The organism is Stenotrophomonas sp. AS012628 (genome assembly GCF_010608305.1).
Taxonomy (GTDB): Bacteria; Pseudomonadota; Gammaproteobacteria; order Xanthomonadales; family Xanthomonadaceae; genus Stenotrophomonas; species Stenotrophomonas geniculata.
In genome coordinates this window covers 1-17,591 of record NZ_VMBJ01000024.1, presented here as the reverse complement: position 1 = coordinate 17,591, position 17,591 = coordinate 1, and the positions used below count along the sequence as shown (strand labels likewise).

Below are 17,591 nucleotides of genomic sequence, written 5' to 3'. Positions count from 1 at the left end.
AATGGCCGTCCTCACCGCCCCCGCACCGAACCGACGACGATGAGCGACATCCTGCAGACGATCCTGGCCCGCAAGGCCGAAGAAGTGGCCCAGCGCCGCGCCCAGCGCCCGCTCGAGGCGCTTCAGGCCGCCGTGGCCAGCGCCCCGCCGGTACGTGGCTTCGTGCGCGCCCTGCAGGCGGCCGTGGCCAATGGCGACCCCGCGGTCATCGCCGAGGTGAAGAAGGCCAGCCCGTCCAAGGGCGTGATCCGCCCGGATTTCCGCCCGGCCGATATCGCCGTCAGCTACGAGTTCGGTGGCGCCAGTTGCCTGTCGGTGCTGACCGACGTGGATTTCTTCCAGGGTGCCGACGTCTACCTGCAGCAGGCCCGCGAGGCCTGCACGCTGCCGGTGCTGCGCAAGGACTTCGTGATTGACGCCTACCAGGTGTACGAGGCGCGCGTGCTGGGCGCCGACTGCATCCTGCTGATCGTCGCCGCGCTGGACGACACCCAGCTGGCCACCCTGTCCGAACTGGCACTGTCGCTGGGCATGGACGTGCTGGTGGAAGTGCATGACATCGACGAACTGGAGCGTGCGCTGCAGGTGCCGGCACCGATGATCGGCATCAACAACCGCAACCTGCGCACCTTCGAAGTGTCGCTGCAGACCACGCTGGACATGCAGAAGGCGGTGCCGCGTGACCGCCTGCTGGTGACCGAGAGTGGCATCCTGGGCCCACAGGACGTGGCGCTGATGCGCGATGCCGGCATCCATGCGTTCCTGGTCGGCGAGGCCTTCATGCGCGTGGAAGAGCCGGGCGAGGGCCTGCGTCAGCTATTCTTCGCGGCATGAAAACGCACTATCCGACGCCGCGCGACGATGCGCCGCTGGTGGTCTTCGATTTCGACCACACCCTCTACGACGGCGATTCGGGCACTCACCTGTTCGCCTCGCTGATCAAGCGCAACCCGTTGCGGATGCTGGCGGCGCTGCTGGTCACGCCGATCGCCGGGCCGATGGTGGCGCTGCTGCCGACCCGTCGTGCCGGTATTTCGGTCTATGTGTGGATCGGCAGCTTCGGCCTGCACCGCGCGCGTGATTTCAACAAGGTCATCGACGCCTATGTGCTGCGCAATGAGGCGCAGATGCGCGCCAAGCTGCTGCCGCAGGCGCTGGAGGTGTTCGCCGCGCACCGCGCCAAGGGCGACCGCGTGGTGGTTGCCACCGGCGCGCCGCCAGAGCTGGCACGGGCGATCCTGGCTTTCGTCGCCCACCAGGACGTACCGGTGATCGGCACCGAGGTTGGCCCACGGCTGGGCGGCGTCGGCCCGACCCGCCACTGCCACAACGAAGAGAAGATGCGCATGCTGCGCGAGCGCGGCTACGGCGATATCGATATCGCCTACTCCGACAGCACTGCCGACCTGCCATTGCTGCTGGCGGCCAAGGCGCCGGTGGTGGTGAACCCGAAGCCGGGCAGGGTGGACTTCTTCCGCCGCGTGCTGCCGGCCGGCACCCGCATCCTCAACTGGGGCTGCGTGGACCGTGGTGGCGACAAGGCCTGATCCGAGCCTGTTGTAGAGCCGAGCCATGCTCGGCTGCTCTTCGTTGCGGTATCCGTGCGCGATCAGCCGAGCATGGCCCGGCTCTACAGGGAATGCCTCAGCGATACAGGTGCCCGTACACCGCGTGGCCGATCTGGAACAGGCTGATGCCCAGCACCAGCACGCCAACGGCCACCAGCACCCAGCGCTCCTTCACCCGCTTGACCAGGATCGCCGCCACCGGCGCGGCCATCATGCCGCCGATCAGCAGGCCGGCGACGATCTGCAGGTGCTGCACCCCCATCGACAGCAGGAAGGTCGCCGACACCGTCAGCGTGACCACGAACTCCGCCGCATTGACCGTACCGATGGTGGTGCGCGCCTGGCCACCACGAGCGAGCAGGGTGGACGTGGCGATCGGCCCCCAGCCGCCACCGCCGCTGGCGTCGAGCAGGCCCGCGAAGAAGCCCAGCACCGGTACCCGGCGGATTTCGCCCTTGGGCATCCAGCGTCCGGCCGCGCGGGCCAGGATGATGATCGCCAGCACCAGCAGGTACAGGTAGATCAGTGGCCGGATGATCTCGCCCGGGATCTGGGTGAGCACGTAGGCGCCCACCGCGCCGCCCACCGCGCCGGGCAAAGCCAGGCGCAGGAACAGGCGTTTATCGACATTCCCGGCGGCGAGGTGCGACACACCCGAGGCGCCGGTGGTGAACACTTCCGCGGTGTGGATGCTGGCGCTGACCTGCGCCGGCGGCAGGCCCATGCTCAGCATCACCGACGATGAGACCAGGCCGAAAGCCATGCCCAGCGCGCCGTCGACCAGCTGCGCGCCGAGGCCGATGAGGATGAACCACCAGAATTCGCTGCTCAGCTCCATGCCCCGAGCCTAGCGCGCGAAGGAGTGCGGACCAAGGTCCGCACCCACCGGGTGCTCAACGGTCAACGGGTGCCGTACAGCACCACGGTCTTGCCGCGGGCATGCAGCAGGCCGTCGGTCTGCAACTTCTTCAGCACGCGGCCGGCCATTTCGCGCGAACAGCCGACCAGGCGCGCCAGTTCCTGGCGCGAGACGCGCAGCTGGCTGCCCTGCGGGTGGCTCATTGCTTCCGGTTCCTGCGCCAGGTCGTGCAGGGTGCGCACGATCCGGTCGGTGACGTCCAGGAATGCCAGTCGGCTGGCCTTGCGGCTGGTGTCGAGCAGGCGCTTGGAGATCTGCTGGCCCAGCGCGTACAGCAGGCGCGGGGCATCGGCCGACAGCGGGCCGAGGAACAGCTGATGCAGGCGCTCGTAGCTGATTTCGGCCAGCTCACAGGCGGTGCGGGTCCGCAGGATCACCTCGCGGCGGTCCGATTCAACGAACAGGCCCATCTCGCCGACGAACTCGCCAGCACCGAAGTAGCCCAGCACGAGCTCGCGATCGTCATCTTCCTCGGCCATGATCGAAACCGAGCCGCTGATGACGTAATACAGGGTTCCCGCCGGGTCACCGGGTCGGAAGACGTCGGTACGGGTGGGGTATCGCCGCCTGTGGCTGTGCGCCAGGAAACGATCGATTGTGGCGATATCCAGGGCCAGTGGACTGCTAGCTAGGCGCACGGTTGACACGATAGGAGCGCTCCCTCTGCGCATGAACGGATTCACGGGGTCGATAGCGGAGCTTAACCAGCGCAATTGTTAAGGGCAAACAGTGTGCCAGATGTGAGCGATCTTCACGTTCCCCCCGGGGACAGTTTGCCCCATAATTCCCCCTTTCCCTTCTTACACAGGAATCGACCGCCGTGGTCAAGCCGTTGCCTCGCCTGAGGCTGCAGGGTTTCAACAACCTCACCAAGGCGCTGAGCTTCAACATCTATGACGTGTGTTACGCGCGCACCGAAGAGGAGCGTCAGCGTTACATTGAATACATCGATGAAGAGTACAACGCCGACAGGCTGACTCAAATCTTGACCGATGTCGCCGAGATCATCGGCGCCAACATCCTGAACGTGGCCCGCCAGGACTACGACCCGCAGGGTGCCTCGGTGACCATCCTGATCTCCGAAGAACCGGTGATCGACAAGAAGCAGGCCGGCAAGGAGCTGATCTCCGACGCTGTGGTCGCGCACATGGACAAGTCGCACATCACCGTGCACACCTATCCGGAAACGCACCCGCAGGAAGGTATCGCCACCTTCCGCGCCGACATCGACGTGGCCACCTGCGGCGTCATTTCGCCGTTGAAGGCGTTGAACTACCTGATCGAAAGCCTCGAGTCGGACATCGTGATCATGGACTACCGCGTCCGTGGCTTCACCCGCGATGTGAAGGGCAAGAAGCACTACATCGATCACAAGATCAACTCGATCCAGAACTTCCTGGCCAAGAACATCAAGTCGCGTTACGAGATGTTCGACGTCAACGTCTACCAGGAAAACATCTTCCACACGAAGATGCACCTGAAGGACTTCGACCTGGACCAGTACCTGTTCGAGGAAAAGGCCAAGAACCTGTCGTTCAAGGAACGCATGAAGATCGAAGCGCTGCTCAAGCGCGAGATCGAAGAGCTGTTCCACGGCCGGAACCTGTCCGAGTAAGCCCCATGCGCGATGCCGGCAGGCATCGCCGCCCAGGCGGGACGACCCGCCCCGTGGAACTGGTGTCGCGCAAGCGACGTGGTTCCACGGTGATGTACCGACCCACGGCCCGGTGTGAAAACACCGGGCCGTTTCGTTTTTCTCAAAAAGGTAAGGAGCCCCCACCCATGCCCTGGATCTACCTGCTGCTGGCCGGCCTGTTCGAGATTGGTTTCGCCCTCGGAATGAAGTACTCCGAAGGCTTCAGCAAACCCCTTCCCACTGCTGCCACGGTCGTGTCCGCGCTGATCAGCCTGTACCTGATGAGCCAGGCGATGAAGAGCATCCCGGTCGGCACGGCCTACGCGATCTGGACCGGTATCGGCGCCATGGGCGTGGCGGTGCTGGGCATCTACCTGTTCAACGACAGCGCATCGCCGGCCCGCCTGGCCTGCGTGGGCCTGATCGTGGCCGGTGTGATCGGCCTGAAGCTGGTGTCGCCGAACTGATTGATGGCCCGACCAACGGTCGCGCCCCACCGTCAGGCCCCGCCGCACCTCTTGGTAGGCCCACGCCGTTGGTGCGGACAACCCTTCAGATGCGGTAGGCGATGGTCTTCATCACCCTGGAGGCCAGCGCCATCGCGCCCGGGATCGGGAACGGCAGGCGGCGTGCGCCGGCCTGCTCGGCGTGCTCCGCATGGCGGGCCTCGTCTTCCTTCATCACCTGGATGACCGCGCGGCTGCGCAGGTCGCTGGCCGGCAGGTCGACCAGGTGCTCGTCCAGATGGGCTTCCACCTGGCGCTCGGTCTCGACCACGAAGCCCAGGTTCCAGCCGTCGCCACGCAGCCCGGCCAGGGTGCCGATGGTGTAGCTGCCGGCATACCAGAGCGGGTTGAACAGGCTCGGACGGCTGTCCAGTTCGCCCAGGCGGGTGGCGCACCAGGCCAGGTGGTCGGTCTCTTCCTGGGCCGCTTCCAGCAGGTGTTCACGCGTGGCCGGGTCGCGGGCCACGGCGGCCTGGCCGAAGTACAGGCCCTGCGCGCAGACTTCGCCGACATGGTTGATCCGCATCAGGCCGGCCGCGTGGCGGCGTTCGGTGCGGTCCATGCCGGGCTCGTCGGTGTCCGTAGCCGGGTAGGGACGGGCCGCCGGCGGGTTGCCAAACACCGTGTCCAGGGCGCGCTGCGCCTCGGTCAGCAGGTGGTCCAGCGGGGTGATCTGGCGGAGCACGGTCATGGCGGTACACGGTGGGGCGGAAGACCCCGCGATTCTCGCCCGGCCCCGTCCCCCTGCCAACCCGGTCAGGGGCCGGCTTGCAACGGGGGGCTGACCTGCGTACAATCCCGCCTCTTACGCTTCACCTTTTCACAACGCGTGGCAGAGTTCCGGTGAGCCTTTCGCCGCAATGAGCCCGACCTAACCTAGAGTTCTTCATGAGCACTTTCACTGCCAAGAACGAGACCGTCCAGCGCGACTGGTACCTCGTCGACGCCGAGGGCAAGACCCTGGGCCGTCTCGCCACCGAGCTGGCCCGCCGTCTGCGCGGCAAGCACAAGCCGGTCTACACCCCCCACGTTGATACCGGCGACTACCTGGTCGTCATCAATGCAGAAAAGATTGCCGTCACCGGCAAGAAGCTGCAGGACAAGATGTATCACCGTTTCACCGGTTACATCGGCAACCTGAAGACCGAGTCCCTGGCACAGGCGCTGGAGCGCCACCCGGAGCGCGTGATCGAGATCGCCGTGAAGGGCATGCTGCCGAAGGGCCCGCTGGGTCGCCAGATGTACCGCAAGCTCAAGGTCTACGCCGGCACTGAGCATCCGCACGCCGCACAGCAGCCGCAGGTTCTGGATATCTAATCATGGCTATCACTCAAAACTACGGCACTGGCCGCCGCAAGTCCTCCACCGCTCGCGTGTTCCTGCGCAAGGGTTCGGGCAACATCACCGTCAACGGCCGTCCGCTGGACGAGTTCTTCGGTCGTGAGACTGCGCGCATGATCGTGCGCCAGCCGCTCGAGCTGACCAAGAACACCGAAAGCTTCGACATCCTGGTCACCGCCGCTGGCGGCGGCACCACCGGCCAGGCCGGTGCGATCCGTCTGGGCATCGCCCGTGCTCTGGTCGAGTACGACGAAACCCTGAAGTCCGAGCTGCGCAAGGCCGGCTTCATGACCCGTGACGCCCGTGAAGTCGAGCGTAAGAAGGTCGGTCTGCACAAGGCCCGCCGCGCCACCCAGTTCTCCAAGCGCTGATCTACCGCGCCTGGTTGGGCTCCTTCGGGAGCCCGCTGGATGGAAAAGCAAAAGCCCGGCTTCGGCCGGGCTTTTGTCGTTCTGGGGCTACGCGTTTCGAGGTTGCCGGCCAGCGGCTGGCGATGAGGTGGGGTCAGAGCCTTTTCCTTTGGAAAAGGATCCGACCCCGGGCCCCTCTCTGGAGGAGAGCCCCCTTGATGTTCAAGGGGGCGCGCCGACAGGCGCGGGGATCAGGTGGAATGCGCGACCAAATTAAAAGCAAAAGGCCAGATCTTTCGATCTGGCCTTTTGCTTTTAATTTGGCTGCCCCGGATGGATTCGAACCACCGAATGCCTGAGTCAGAGTCAGGTGCCTTACCGCTTGGCGACGGGGCAAAACGTGCAACTATTTTCTCACTTTTCACACTGAAAAACAACTTGATTTTCAGTGTGGTGGCTATGGGTGGACTCGAACCACCGACCCCAGCATTATGAGTGCTGTGCTCTAACCGGCTGAGCTACATAGCCTTGGTGAGCCCGCTATTCTGCGGATGTGTATCGACCCTGTCAACACTTTTGTGTCGTGCTTGTGGGTCGACAGAGGGCATGGGATAGTCCCGACCAGTAGATTTTCTTAGGAGTCCGCATCGTGATCGATCCGGACGGCTATCGACCGAACGTCGGCATTGTGCTGATGCGGCAGGACGGCCAGGTGTTCTGGGCACGACGTGTGCGCCGGGACGGCTGGCAGTTCCCGCAGGGTGGCATGAACACCGACGAGACGCCTGTCGAGGCCATGTATCGTGAACTGCAGGAAGAGACCGGCCTGCTGCCTGAGCACGTGGAAGTGCTCGGGGCGACGCCCGGCTGGCTGCGCTACAAGCTGCCGGCGCGGGCCATCCGCCGCAATGAGCGGCAGGTCTGCATCGGCCAGAAGCAGGTCTGGTTCCTGCTGCGCCTGACCGGCGACGAATCACATGTGCAGCTGGACCATACCGATTCACCCGAGTTCGACCACTGGCGCTGGGTGGACTTCTGGTACCCGGTGGAGCACGTGGTGATGTTCAAGCGTGGCGTCTATGCGCGCGCTCTGCGACATCTGGCGCCGTTGGCGCGCGGGGTGGCCGGGCAGGGCGTCACCGCCATGCCCAAGAGCGCTGCGGAGGCCTGGATGCCGGGTCACGCTGCCGGCCACGACAGGCCCCGTAAGCGCACGCCCAAGCGCGGTGGCTACTGGCCGCGCAAGGCCAAGGGTGAGCCGGGGGCGGTTTGATGGGGAGGCCGCGCAGGCCGCGGGTCGATCCGTCACAACGCGTCCCCGCCGGGTATCTCCAGCAGGGCCTGGTTGTCCGGCTGGCCAGCCTGCCCTGGATGGTGTTGGGCGTGGTGGTGCTTGGCGGCAGCGCAACGATCCCGCTTGGGCTGGGCATGGTCCTCATCCTGGTGAACTGTGCCGGTGCCCTGTATCTGGCGGACTACCTGCTGCGCCTGAGGGCGGCAGGCGGTGGCCTGCACTGGCTGACCATGTTCTTCAGTACGCCGGTGCTGGCCCTGTTGTATTCGATCGCACTCTGAACCGTATCGAGAATGGTTCAGGTCTCTGATTGACAACCATTCTCGTTTCCATTGGAATAGCCAACAGGCCACTCTTGGCCTGTCAGCCCGGTTCACGCCTGTGTACGTCTGCATCTGCAACGGAGTCACCGACCACCAGATCCGCGAAGCCGCCAGCCATGGCGTCAGCACGGTGGCCGAGCTGACCATGCGTACCGGTTGTGGCGCGACCTGCGGTTCCTGCCTAGACATGGCCGGCGACCTGCTGGCCAAGGCACGTGCCACCCACGATCTGCCGCTGCCGGTCCTCGGTCTGGCCCAGGTCGCCTGACGCCTCTTTCGCGGCGCGTTGACGCCGCGCTTCCGCATCCTTCACGCGTGGCCGCATAGGCCAATGCGCACGATTCGCGTTCCTTCACGACCGCACGCAAGGCGTTAAAGTGCCTGCGTTTTCAGCGTGCAGGAGCATCCCCATGAAGGGCGACACCAAGGTCATCGAATTCCTCAACAAGGTCCTCTACAACGAGCTGACCGCGATCAACCAGTACTTCCTGCACGCCAAGATGCTGAAGAACTGGGGCATCAAGGAACTGGCCGAACATGAGTACAAGGAATCGATCGACGAGATGAAGCATGCCGACATGCTCGCCGACCGCATCCTGTTCCTTGAAGGCCTGCCGAACTTCCAGGCGCTGGGCAAGCTGCGCATCGGCGAGAACCCGACCGAGATCCTGCAGTGCGACCTGTCGCTGGAACGCGATGGCGTGGTCACCCTGCGCGAGGCCGTGGCCTATTCCGATTCGGTGGGTGACTACGTCAGCCGCCAGCTGTTCGTGAAGATCCTCGACTCGGAAGAAGAGCACATCGACTGGCTGGAAACCCAGCTCGACCTGATCGAGCGCATCGGCGAGCCGAAGTACCTGCTGAGCAAGCTGGAAGATTGACTCAGCCGGCCTGGCCGGCGCGATGCTGTGCCAGGTAGCCCGTCAGTGCCACGCGCGCACGGGCGAATTCGGCAACCAGCAGCGCTACCGCTACGGCGGGGCGCTGCAGGCTGCCGCTGCGGGCCTCATGTTCGATCCGCTGCGCCACCGCCGACAGCGACAAGGCCCCCACGTTCGCGCTTGATGATTTCAGGCTGTGCGCGACCGCCTGCAGGCGGGGTTCGTCGCCGTTCTGCGCGGCCTGCTGCAGCTGCTGCACCATCGCCGGCGCATCCTCCAGGAACACCGAGACGATCTGGAGGGCGGTATCGCCGATCACCGCGTGCAGTTCGTCCAGCACATCACGGTCGAGCACCGGTTGCGGTGCTGGCGCCACCTGCTTTTCCGGATTCTGTAGAGCCGAGCCATGCTCGGCTGATGGCGTGCGACTGCAATTGGCCGTCAGCCGAGCATGGCTCGGTTCTACAGAAGGCTGTCCAGGTGATGCAGCTTTCCCGCCACCCCAGCGCTGCAACAGCGCATGCAGCGTGGCACGTGCGATCGGCTTGGACAGATAGTCGTCCATGCCGGCCTGCAGGCAGCGCTCGCGATCACCGGCCATGGCGTTGGCCGTCATCGCGATGATCGGCAACCGCGTGCGCCCGGTTTCCGCTTCTTCCGCACGCCAGTGGCGCGTGGCGGCGTAGCCGTCCAGCACCGGCATCTGGCAATCCATCAGCACCACATCCACGCCGCCTTCGCGAAGGGCGGCCAGCGCCTGCTCGCCATCGGCGGCGTTGCGCACCTCGCACTGGAATACGCGCAGCAGATGCTCGGCCACCATCCGGTTGACCGTGTTGTCTTCCACCAGCAGCACGCGCAGGTGCAACGGCGGCAGCGTGGGCGTGGGCTGTCCCTGTTCGGCGTTGGCCAGCAGCGCGGCAGGGCGCGCATGCGCGACCGGTGCAGCCAGCAGTGCATGCAGCGCAGCGTCGTCGAAATGCGAGGGTAGCTGCCGCTGGCGCGGGCGTGCCGGAAGGGTATCGTCCTGCAGCCACAGCACCTGCAGGGCATCGTCCTCGCCACGTTCGGCCAACGCCTGTTGCAGCGTCGCTTCACCGATGCGGCGCGCACGTGCATCGACCAGCAGCCAGGTCGGTGCCGGTTGCCCGGGCCTCGGCACCGCGCGCAGGCGCTCGACCACGGCATCGAGCTGCGCCATGGCGTGTACCAGCAGGCCATGATGGGCCGCGATGCGCTCGATGCGTGCCTGCAGCGTTGCATCGGCACTGAACAGCAGCAGCGGTGCTGGCGCGCGCGCCATCGCCGGCAGGTCGCCAGGAACCTTCAGCAGCGGGATCTCGAACCAGAACGTAGCGCCCTGGCCAGGCGTGGACTGCACGCCGATCTGCCCGTGCATCAGGTCGATGATGCGCTTGCAGATGGCCAGGCCCAGGCCGGTGCCGCCGTAGATGCGGGTGGTGGATGCGTCGGCTTGGCTGAAGGACTGGAACAGGCGTGCCTGCAGTGTGTCGTCGATGCCGATGCCGGTATCGATGATCTCGAAGCGCAGCTGGTGCTGCGCGGCACCTTCGCCCAGCCGCAGCACGCGCAGCTGCACCTGGCCGCGGGCGGTGAACTTGATTGCGTTGGCCAGCAGGTTGCTCAGCACCTGGCGCAGGCGCACGGGGTCGCCGCGCACCGGCAGGCGCACCGATGGGTCAAGCTGCAGGCCCAGGACCAGGCCCTTGGCGTCGGCGGCCCGCTGCATCAGCTGCACCACGCCATCGAGCAGGTCGCGCAGGTTGAAGCTGGTGATCTCCAGTTCCAGCGCCTGTGCTTCCAGCCGGGAGTAGTCGAGGATGTCGTCGACGATGCGCAGCAGCTGCTGTGAACTGGCAGAAGCGGTGGCCAGCATCTGCCGCTGGTCCTCGCCCAGCGGCCCGCGCGCGATCAGCTCCAGCATCGGCAGGATGCCGTTGAGCGGGGTGCGGATCTCGTGGCTCATCGTGGCCAGGAACTCGCCCTTGGCCAGCACGGCCGCTTCGGCGGCCTGCTTGGCCTGCAGCAGCTGCTGTTCCAGCTGGCCCTGGCGTTCGGTGGTATGGCGCAGCTGGTCGCGGTCGGCGGCCAGCGCGCTGTGCTCGCGCTGCAGCTGGGCCAGTGCCCGGCCGCGCGTGCGCAGGCGCAGGCCCAACAGCATCGCCATGGCGGCCGCGGTCAGGGCAACCAGCAGCACGCCCCACAGCGGCACGTCAGAGCACCGCGTTGTGGAAGTCGAAGTTCAGGTCGCTGCCGGCCGACTGCACCATGTTGCCCTGGATGTAATCGACGCCGCCGACCCACATCGCGGCCGCGGCCTGCGGGTCTTCGATCTGCTGGCCGATGATCTGCAGCCCGGCCGCATGCGCCTGTTCGATCGCCTTGCGCAGTTCCTCGCGCGTGGCCGGGTTGGAATGGCTGCTGGAGAAGCGCGCGGCCATGCGCACGAACGACAGCGGCAGCTGGGTCAGCAGTGCATCGGCTTCGCCGCTGGGCTCGAACTGGCTCAGGCAGAAGCGCACGCCGGCGCCGGCCATGCGCTGGCAGAACTGCTGCAGCGGCACGGTGTGGATCAGCGCGTCGGGCAGGCGCACGTCGATCACCAGAGCACTGCCGGGCAGGTCACGCTGCTGCAGTGATTCCAGCAGCCAGTCGCCAAAGGCATCGCGCTGCAGAGTGCGCAGCGACTGCGAGACGAACAGGTTCAGCGGCTGCGTTGCGTGCCGGTACAGGTCCAGCAGGCCCAGCGCATGGTCCATCACCTGCTGGTCGAGGTCGGCGATGCGGCCTGCCGCCTCGGCGGCGGGAATTACCTGGCCGGCCGCCAGCACCGTGCCATCGGCCTGGCGCAGGCGCAGCAGCAGCTGGTACTGCGCGGTGTTGCCACCGGCGACGGCGACGATCGGCTGATAGGCCAGCTCCAGCTGGCCTTCCAGCAGTGCCAGGTGTTCCTGTTCGGTGACGGCCTGGCGGTGCACGTGGCCCGCCACGCCGGCGCTGAGCAGGCGTGCCTGCAGGGTGGTGCGCTCGACCGCTTCCAGTGCAGCGTTGGCATCGTCGAAGCCCGGCGACAGCGGCGCGTAACCTACCACGCCGCGCAGGTGCACCGATTCATCGTCGCGGATCACGAAGGCGCGCGCCGAGAGCTGCTCACGCAGGGTCGCGGCGATGCTTTCCAGGCTGTCTTCATCGGTATTGCGGGCCAGCAGCAGGAAGCTGTTGTCGTTCAGGCGTGCCAGCAGGTGTGGATGGCCGGCCTCGGCCAGGCGCTGCCCGGCCTGCACCATCAGGCGCTCGAAGGCGGCGTAGCCATAGCGTTCTCGCAGGCCCAGCGCGCTGGCCACTTCAACGAAGAACACGCCACCCCGGTCGCGATGGGCGAGGGCGGCATTGAGCTGCTGCAGCACGTGGTGACGCGTCGGCAGGCCGGTTTCCGGATTGCTGGTGGCCGGTGCGCCGGTTGCACCGGGCAGGGTTGCCGCCTGCGCACGTGCGCGACGGATGCGGTTGGCCACGGCGGCGATCAGGTGGCGCGGCCGGATCGGCTTGCTCAGGTAATCGTCGGCGCCGCTGTCGAGCACTTCGAACTGGCGCTCCGGATCCGGATCGCCGCTCAGGAACACGATCGGCAGCAACTGCAGGCCAGGCTGCTGGCGGATCAGCGCGGTCAGGCGCATGCCGTCCAGGCCGGGCAGGTGCAGGTCCATCAGGATCAGGTCGGGGCGATGCTCCTTGATCGCCTGCAACGCACCGTCGGCATCGCTGTGCACGATGGCCTGCATGCCGGCGCCATGCAGCACGCTCTGTGCGAACAGGGCCTGCGCGCGGTCGTCCTCGACGATCAGCACGCGGTAGGGCGAATCGGAGGGCGGCGGCGCCTGGTCGTTGTTGCCAGCCTCGGCCAGCACGGCCGGGCCCGGCAGCGGCGGTGGTGCGCTGCCGATCGATGCAGGTGCGTCGGAGGCTGCCAGCGGCGGAACTGCTGCCGGCGCTGCGGCGACGGCGTTCGCCGGTTCAGCAGTCCAGCGTTGCCAATGATCGGCCGGAGGGGTTTCAGCGCGTCCCGGGCGGGCGCCCGCGGGGGATTCGTTTGCGGCCATCGGTGCTCCTGGTGTTCGCGTCCATTATGCGACAAGCCCGGCGATCAACCGGTACCGGGCTGGCGTGGACTGTCGGGCGACGCACCGCGTGCCAGCCAGCGCACACCCTTCCACAGGGCGCGCCAGACCAGCCACACCAGCAGCGCACCGGCCAGGCTGCAGGCCAGCACCACGATCAGCGCGATCCACGGGTGTGCCAGGGCGAGGGCCAGGCCACCGACCACCACGGTGTCCTCGGCGGCGGAGGCCACCCAGTTGCTGGCAGGCTCGGGCGAGGTATTGAGCAGGGCGCGGGTGCCGGCCTTCAGGCCATGACTGGCCAGTGCCACACCGGCACCGGCGGCAAGCGCACCGGTGCCCAGCTGCCCATCCGGCGACAGCGTGGCGGCGGCGAGGAAAGCCCCCGCTGGCACGCGTGCCAGGGTCTGCACCAGATCCCACGCCGAGTCGACGCCGGGAATCTTGTCGGCGAAGAATTCGGTCACCGCCAGCGCCGCCGAGGTGCCCAGCACCCACCACGATTCAGTGGCCTGCAGGGCCGGCGGCAGGTCGACCCAGCCGAGCAGGCCGGCCAGGCCGACACCGAACACGGTGAGGTAGACGCGGATGCCGGCCAGCCAGGCCAGCAGGATGCCGATCACGAACAGGTGGGCTTCGGTCATGGCGATGCTCCGGCGACGGAACTGTGCAGGGGACCACACTATCAACGATGGCATGCCTGAACGCCACAGACCGTGGCTCGCCACTGCGCAGGAAACCCACCCGTCCTGTCATACACTAGCCCGTCGTTTGCCACAGGGGCCGTACCGGTGTCGCCCTCGCGATGCCCCGGAATCCACCCATGACCAACCGTCCTCCCATGCGCGTGCAGGTCCGCCTGCCCGGCGCACCACAACCACCGGCCGACCGTCGCCGCCTGCTGGTGATCGGCGGCATCTGGCTGCTCAGCCTGGTGCTGGCGGTGCTGGGTGGCTGCTGGATGGCCACGCCGCGCGATGCACAAGGCCAGCGCCTGCAGGCTGCCGAGAAGCGTGCCGAGACGTTGCAGGCGCAGCTGACCGAACTGCGCCAGAAGCAGGCCACGCTGGAAGCTTCCGACCGCATCAGCCGCGCCGCCAATACCGAGGTGCAGTCCTCGCTGGCCGAGCGCGATGAGGAAATCGCCGGCCTGCGCGCCGACGTCGCCTTCTATGAGCGCCTGGTGGGCTCCACCAGCCAGCGCAAGGGCCTGAACACCCATTCGATCGAGTTCAGCCCGGAAGCGGCCGGCACCTGGCAGTACACCGCGGTGCTGACCCAGAACCTCAACCGTGGCGCCATCAGCCAGGGGCAGATGCGCTTCACCGTGGAAGGCGTCAAGAACGGCAAGCTGGCCACGATCAGCTGGGATGATCTGCACCAGCGCAGCAAGGTGCCGGGACAGGATTACTCGTTCCGGTACTTCCAGCAGCTCACCGGCAGCGTGATGCTGCCGGCTGACTTCACCCCGCAACGCGTGCGGGTGACATTGGGGAGTGGTACGGGGGGTACCACCCAGGTATTCGACTGGAAACAGGCCGGTGCGCCGGCCAGCAAAGGGGAGTAGGCAGATGTTCGGAAGCAGCAAATCCAACCGTGAAGGCCAGCTGGTGGTGGATGCCCTGATCGGCAACCAGGTGGTGATCCGCGGTGATGTGGAATTCAGTGGGGGCCTGTATGTGGAAGGCCGCATCCACGGCAAGGTGATCGCCGCCGAAGGCGCCAGTGGCGCGACCCTGACGGTCGCCGAGCATGGCGTGATCGAGGGCGAGATCCGTGCCCAGGTGGTGGTCATCAGTGGCCGCCTGGACGGCGACGTGCATGCCACCGAGAAGGTCGAACTGACCCCGAGCGCACGGGTCAATGGCAACGTCCATTACCAGGTGGTGGAGATGAATGCGGGCGCCCAGCTGAACGGTCGCCTGATCCATGCCAGCGCCCCGATGGCCGCCCTGCCGGCTCCGGAAGGCGAAGAGGCCAATGGTGGCAAGGGTGACACCGCCGCACGCCGCAAGCTGGCCGAGGCGATGGCTTGAAAGCCATCGTCGGCACCCCCATGCTGACGGCATGAGCACGCTAGTCTCCCTGCCCGGCACCACCCCGGTTGCCGCGCCCGATTACCAGTCGCTGGAGCGCCCGCTGAACTTCACCGAGTCGGCGGCCGCCAAGGTCAAATCCCTGATCCAGGAAGAGGGCAACCCCGACCTGGCCCTGCGCGTGTACATCGAAGGCGGTGGCTGTTCGGGCTTCCAGTACGGGTTCGAGTTCGACGAGAACCGTGCCGAGGACGACCTGGCGGTACAGACCAGCGGGGTGACCCTGCTGGTCGACCCGCTGAGCCTGCAGTACCTGATGGGCGCCGAGGTGGATTACACCGAGAGCCTGACCGGTGCGCAGTTCGTGATTCGCAACCCGAACGCGAAGACCACCTGCGGCTGCGGCAGCAGCTTCAGCATGTAAGAGCCCTGTGGCCAGGATGTGCCAACCAAGGTTGGCACCTGCCAGAGCGGATCAGTAGATCCACGCCATGCGTGGATGCTCTGTGCCCTCCAGCCCACAACAGCAGATTGCGCACAGCGCCGACCTTGCCACCCGCATCGATTGGCGGCACGCTTGCCGGATGCCCAATACTTCTTCGCCGCTTTCCGGTTTCGCCTTCGTTGGCGAACCGCTGGAGCGCGCCGATGCCCTGCGCGACGATGCCGATGCACTGGCGCGCCTGTGGCCGGGTGCGCGCATTCTCGTGCTCGATCAGGACGGCAGCGCCTTCACCGGCGATGACGACCAGCCGCTGGCGCTGACCGGCGCCGACATCGGTGGTGGTCCCGGCTCCGCGATCTTCCTCGGCCTGCGCGGGGAACAAGCGTGGTTCTCGGTTGAAGCCGCCGGCGTCACGGTCACCGCACCACGTCGCCTCGACCTGCGCCAGGCCGCTCTGCTGTGGTCGATGGCCGATGCGACCGCCTTCAGCTATGCCCGCGGCATGTCCTACTGGCATTCGCGCACCCGCTTCTGCGGTGTGTGCGGCGGCGCCGTGGCGTTTGCCCGTGGCGGCTTCGTCGGTCGTTGCGCGCAGTGTTCCACCGAGCACTACCCGCGTGTCGATCCCGCCGTGATCGTCGCCGTGGAAAACCAGGGCCGGCTGCTGCTGGGCCGGCAGTCCAACTGGGCACCGCGGCGTTACTCGGTGCTGGCCGGCTTCGTCGAACCCGGCGAGACCTTCGAGCAGACCGTGGTGCGCGAAGTGCACGAGGAGAGCAAGGTGCGGGTGACCGCCTGCCAGTACCTCGGCTCGCAGCCGTGGCCGTTCCCGGGCGCGCTGATGATCGGTTTCCGTGCACAGGCGCAGGATGACCTGCCGACCGTGGATGGCGAGCTGGAAGACGCGCGCTGGTTCAGCGCCGACGAGGTGGGCGCGGCACTGGCACGCGATGTGGAGGACGATGGCCAGGGCATCCGCCTGTCGCCGCCGATCTCGATTTCGCGCGGCCTGATCGAACACTGGTACCGCCAGCAGAAGGGCTGAACCCGAACCGCTGCCGGTCCGTTCATGGCAGCTGTATTGCCGCCACCTGAACACGGCCCGGGTTACAGTCCGGTTCACCGCTGAGGGCGCCGCTGCGACAGGTAAGGTAGCGGCGCCGAGCGTTCTGTTTCGTAGGGAGACCTGCCATGTTCACCACTCTGGCCGCCGTGCTGGTGGCGCTGGCCCTGGGCCATGTTGCCCCGGCCGCTGCCGCCTCGCTGCGCCGTTTCGACGGCTTCCGGCGCTGGCTGGGCTGGCTGGACGCGCGCGGCGGCAAGGCCTGGCAGGGTCAGGCAGGCGTGGCCCTGGCATTGCTGCCGCCGCTGCTGCTGATGGTGCTGCTGGCGTGGTTGCTGCGCGGGGTGCTGTTCGGTCTGCCGTCGCTGTTGCTGGGCGTGGGCGTGCTGGCCTGGTGCTGGGGGCCACGCGATCTGGACCGCGATATCGAGGCCATCATCGATGCCGATGACGCGGCGACACGACAGGCGGCCGTGCGCAACCTGCAGTCGGCCGGGGGCAGCCTGCGCGAGGACGTGCCCTCGCTGGTCGAGGCGACCGTGCTCAATGCACTGCGGCGCTGGTTCGCGGTGCTGTTCTGGTTCCTGCTGCTGGGCCCGGCCGGTGCGCTGGGCTATCGCCTGCTGGCATTGATGGCGGAAAGCCCGATGCGTGCCCGCGTGCCGGTGGAGCCGCTGGCGCTGGCGCAGCGCCTGCTGGGCTGGATCGAATGGCCGGTGGCGCAGTTGATGGCGTTCTCGATGGCGCTGGTGGGCAACTTCGATACGGCGTGGAAGGCCTGGCGCCAGGCCCATGGTGAGCGCCTGGCCGGCAACATCGGGTTCCTGGGCGCGGTGGCGCGGGCCAGCGTCAACGCCGAGCTGCGCGAGGACGCGCACGATTACACCGAGGCGGGGCTGTTGCCGGTGTGGCAGCGGCTGCCGGACCTGCGTGATGCGATGAGCCTGGTGTGGCGGATGCTGCTGCTGTGGCTGGCGATCCTCGCCCTGCTGGTGATTGCAGGCTGGGTGACGTAGTTGCTTTGCAGGGCTTGCAGCCCTGCACCTGCAGAGGCCAAAGCCAAAGCCAAAGCCAAAGCGGCTCTGGGTTG

Annotated in this window: 21 protein-coding genes and 2 tRNA genes; 15 read left to right on the top strand and 8 right to left on the bottom strand. The window is 66.7% G+C overall.

The annotated features are described in order from the left end of the window. The first annotated feature begins 39 nt into the window (after positions 1-39). Together trpC and G5A07_RS12145 are read left to right on the top strand one after the other, a co-directional pair. A complete protein-coding gene (trpC, locus tag G5A07_RS12150) occupies positions 40-834 on the top strand; it encodes an indole-3-glycerol phosphate synthase TrpC (RefSeq protein ID WP_134958853.1) in 795 nt (264 codons plus the stop codon). Then, entirely contained in the window at positions 831-1,547 is a 717-nt protein-coding gene (locus G5A07_RS12145) for a haloacid dehalogenase-like hydrolase (RefSeq protein WP_010482651.1), read from the top strand. Before trpC ends, G5A07_RS12145 begins: the two co-directional genes overlap by 4 nt. Positions 1,548-1,644: 97 nt before the next feature. On the opposite strand, the gene G5A07_RS12140 is transcribed toward G5A07_RS12145, so the two are convergent. Both G5A07_RS12140 and crp read right to left on the bottom strand, forming a co-directional pair. Continuing rightward, on the bottom strand, positions 1,645-2,406 hold the full coding sequence (locus G5A07_RS12140; protein ID WP_010482650.1) for a sulfite exporter TauE/SafE family protein: 762 nt from the start codon (positions 2,404-2,406) through the stop codon (positions 1,645-1,647). A 62-nt stretch (positions 2,407-2,468) separates the two neighbouring features. Then, the gene (gene crp, locus G5A07_RS12135; protein WP_010482649.1) at positions 2,469-3,158 is read right to left on the bottom strand and encodes a cAMP-activated global transcriptional regulator CRP; all 690 of its coding nucleotides are present in this window, start codon (positions 3,156-3,158) and stop codon (positions 2,469-2,471) included. Positions 3,159-3,307: 149 nt separating this feature from the next. On the opposite strand from crp, the gene speD reads away from it, so the two are divergent. Together speD and sugE are read left to right on the top strand one after the other, a co-directional pair. Then, positions 3,308-4,102, top strand: a complete 795-nt coding sequence (speD, locus tag G5A07_RS12130) for an adenosylmethionine decarboxylase (RefSeq protein WP_006473908.1) — start codon at positions 3,308-3,310, stop codon at positions 4,100-4,102. A 167-nt stretch (positions 4,103-4,269) separates the two neighbouring features. Beyond that, positions 4,270-4,590 (top strand): quaternary ammonium compound efflux SMR transporter SugE, encoded by a 321-nt coding sequence (sugE, locus tag G5A07_RS12125; protein WP_005411314.1) that lies wholly within the window; start codon positions 4,270-4,272, stop codon positions 4,588-4,590. A gap of 85 nt (positions 4,591-4,675) precedes the next feature. On the opposite strand, the gene coq7 is transcribed toward sugE, so the two are convergent. Then, positions 4,676-5,320, bottom strand: coding sequence for a 2-polyprenyl-3-methyl-6-methoxy-1,4-benzoquinone monooxygenase (coq7, locus tag G5A07_RS12120; RefSeq protein WP_191863362.1), 645 nt, complete (start codon positions 5,318-5,320; stop codon positions 4,676-4,678). 197 nt (positions 5,321-5,517) lie between these two features. Here coq7 and rplM point away from each other — a divergent pair, with 197 nt between their 5' ends. Beyond that, on the top strand, positions 5,518-5,946 hold the full coding sequence (gene rplM / locus G5A07_RS12115; RefSeq protein WP_005414692.1) for a 50S ribosomal protein L13: 429 nt from the start codon (positions 5,518-5,520) through the stop codon (positions 5,944-5,946). Positions 5,947-5,948: 2 nt separating this feature from the next. Then, positions 5,949-6,341, top strand: coding sequence for a 30S ribosomal protein S9 (rpsI, locus tag G5A07_RS12110; protein WP_005411311.1), 393 nt, complete (start codon positions 5,949-5,951; stop codon positions 6,339-6,341). 300 nt (positions 6,342-6,641) lie between these two features. Here rpsI and G5A07_RS12105 read toward each other — a convergent pair. Continuing rightward, positions 6,642-6,716, bottom strand: a tRNA-Gln gene (locus tag G5A07_RS12105). A gap of 55 nt (positions 6,717-6,771) precedes the next feature. Next, positions 6,772-6,848 (bottom strand) — tRNA-Met (locus G5A07_RS12100). Positions 6,849-6,969: 121 nt separating this feature from the next. Here G5A07_RS12100 and G5A07_RS12095 point away from each other — a divergent pair. The 4 genes from G5A07_RS12095 to bfr all read left to right on the top strand — a co-directional run bounded on the left by G5A07_RS12095 (position 6,970) and on the right by bfr (position 8,818). Beyond that, the gene (locus G5A07_RS12095; protein ID WP_010482644.1) at positions 6,970-7,593 is read left to right on the top strand and encodes an RNA pyrophosphohydrolase; all 624 of its coding nucleotides are present in this window, start codon (positions 6,970-6,972) and stop codon (positions 7,591-7,593) included. 110 nt (positions 7,594-7,703) lie between these two features. Further along, positions 7,704-7,895: a hypothetical protein gene (locus G5A07_RS12090; protein ID WP_231298738.1), complete on the top strand. Its 192-nt coding sequence runs from the start codon at positions 7,704-7,706 to the stop codon at positions 7,893-7,895. Positions 7,896-7,995: 100 nt separating this feature from the next. Then, positions 7,996-8,205 (top strand): bacterioferritin-associated ferredoxin, encoded by a 210-nt coding sequence (locus G5A07_RS12085; protein ID WP_005411309.1) that lies wholly within the window; start codon positions 7,996-7,998, stop codon positions 8,203-8,205. Between the two features lie 142 nt (positions 8,206-8,347). Next, complete coding sequence (gene bfr, locus G5A07_RS12080; RefSeq protein ID WP_019336610.1) at positions 8,348-8,818, top strand: bacterioferritin; 471 nt, start codon at positions 8,348-8,350, stop codon at positions 8,816-8,818. A 1-nt stretch (position 8,819) separates the two neighbouring features. Here bfr and G5A07_RS12075 read toward each other — a convergent pair whose 3' ends face one another. From G5A07_RS12075 to G5A07_RS12065, 3 genes are read right to left on the bottom strand one after another with little or no spacing between them, the layout of a single operon-like run. Then, a complete protein-coding gene (locus tag G5A07_RS12075) occupies positions 8,820-11,051 on the bottom strand; it encodes an ATP-binding protein (RefSeq protein WP_191863361.1) in 2,232 nt (743 codons plus the stop codon). Between the two features lies 1 nt (position 11,052). After that, positions 11,053-12,939, bottom strand: coding sequence for an EAL domain-containing protein (locus tag G5A07_RS12070; protein ID WP_191863360.1), 1,887 nt, complete (start codon positions 12,937-12,939; stop codon positions 11,053-11,055). 44 nt (positions 12,940-12,983) lie between these two features. Beyond that, positions 12,984-13,601, bottom strand: coding sequence for a DUF4126 domain-containing protein (locus G5A07_RS12065; protein ID WP_010482636.1), 618 nt, complete (start codon positions 13,599-13,601; stop codon positions 12,984-12,986). Positions 13,602-13,780: 179 nt separating this feature from the next. Here G5A07_RS12065 and G5A07_RS12060 point away from each other — a divergent pair, with 179 nt between their 5' ends. From G5A07_RS12060 to ampE, 5 genes are all read left to right on the top strand, one after another. Continuing rightward, complete coding sequence (locus G5A07_RS12060) at positions 13,781-14,524, top strand: DUF6776 family protein (RefSeq protein ID WP_005411304.1); 744 nt, start codon at positions 13,781-13,783, stop codon at positions 14,522-14,524. A 4-nt stretch (positions 14,525-14,528) separates the two neighbouring features. Continuing rightward, the gene (locus tag G5A07_RS12055; RefSeq protein WP_010482635.1) at positions 14,529-14,993 is read left to right on the top strand and encodes a polymer-forming cytoskeletal protein; all 465 of its coding nucleotides are present in this window, start codon (positions 14,529-14,531) and stop codon (positions 14,991-14,993) included. A 31-nt stretch (positions 14,994-15,024) separates the two neighbouring features. Beyond that, complete coding sequence (gene erpA, locus G5A07_RS12050) at positions 15,025-15,417, top strand: iron-sulfur cluster insertion protein ErpA (RefSeq protein WP_010482634.1); 393 nt, start codon at positions 15,025-15,027, stop codon at positions 15,415-15,417. A 160-nt stretch (positions 15,418-15,577) separates the two neighbouring features. Beyond that, positions 15,578-16,483: an NAD(+) diphosphatase gene (nudC, locus tag G5A07_RS12045; protein ID WP_191863359.1), complete on the top strand. Its 906-nt coding sequence runs from the start codon at positions 15,578-15,580 to the stop codon at positions 16,481-16,483. A 146-nt stretch (positions 16,484-16,629) separates the two neighbouring features. After that, positions 16,630-17,517: a regulatory signaling modulator protein AmpE gene (gene ampE, locus G5A07_RS12040; RefSeq protein ID WP_019336615.1), complete on the top strand. Its 888-nt coding sequence runs from the start codon at positions 16,630-16,632 to the stop codon at positions 17,515-17,517. Positions 17,518-17,591 lie beyond the last annotated feature (74 nt).

Coding starts and splice junctions, on each gene's coding strand:
- trpC (WP_134958853.1), top strand. CDS start 40: ATGAGCGACATCCTGCAGACGATCCTGGCCCGCAAGGCCGAAGAAGTG.
- G5A07_RS12145 (WP_010482651.1), top strand. CDS start 831: ATGAAAACGCACTATCCGACGCCGCGCGACGATGCGCCGCTGGTGGTC.
- G5A07_RS12140 (WP_010482650.1), bottom strand. CDS start 2,406: ATGGAGCTGAGCAGCGAATTCTGGTGGTTCATCCTCATCGGCCTCGGC.
- crp (WP_010482649.1), bottom strand. CDS start 3,158: ATGCGCAGAGGGAGCGCTCCTATCGTGTCAACCGTGCGCCTAGCTAGC.
- sugE (WP_005411314.1), top strand. CDS start 4,270: ATGCCCTGGATCTACCTGCTGCTGGCCGGCCTGTTCGAGATTGGTTTC.
- coq7 (WP_191863362.1), bottom strand. CDS start 5,320: ATGACCGTGCTCCGCCAGATCACCCCGCTGGACCACCTGCTGACCGAG.
- rplM (WP_005414692.1), top strand. CDS start 5,518: ATGAGCACTTTCACTGCCAAGAACGAGACCGTCCAGCGCGACTGGTAC.
- rpsI (WP_005411311.1), top strand. CDS start 5,949: ATGGCTATCACTCAAAACTACGGCACTGGCCGCCGCAAGTCCTCCACC.
- bfr (WP_019336610.1), top strand. CDS start 8,348: ATGAAGGGCGACACCAAGGTCATCGAATTCCTCAACAAGGTCCTCTAC.
- G5A07_RS12070 (WP_191863360.1), bottom strand. CDS start 12,939: ATGGCCGCAAACGAATCCCCCGCGGGCGCCCGCCCGGGACGCGCTGAA.
- G5A07_RS12065 (WP_010482636.1), bottom strand. CDS start 13,601: ATGACCGAAGCCCACCTGTTCGTGATCGGCATCCTGCTGGCCTGGCTG.
- G5A07_RS12060 (WP_005411304.1), top strand. CDS start 13,781: ATGACCAACCGTCCTCCCATGCGCGTGCAGGTCCGCCTGCCCGGCGCA.
- G5A07_RS12055 (WP_010482635.1), top strand. CDS start 14,529: ATGTTCGGAAGCAGCAAATCCAACCGTGAAGGCCAGCTGGTGGTGGAT.
- erpA (WP_010482634.1), top strand. CDS start 15,025: ATGAGCACGCTAGTCTCCCTGCCCGGCACCACCCCGGTTGCCGCGCCC.
- nudC (WP_191863359.1), top strand. CDS start 15,578: ATGCCCAATACTTCTTCGCCGCTTTCCGGTTTCGCCTTCGTTGGCGAA.
- ampE (WP_019336615.1), top strand. CDS start 16,630: ATGTTCACCACTCTGGCCGCCGTGCTGGTGGCGCTGGCCCTGGGCCAT.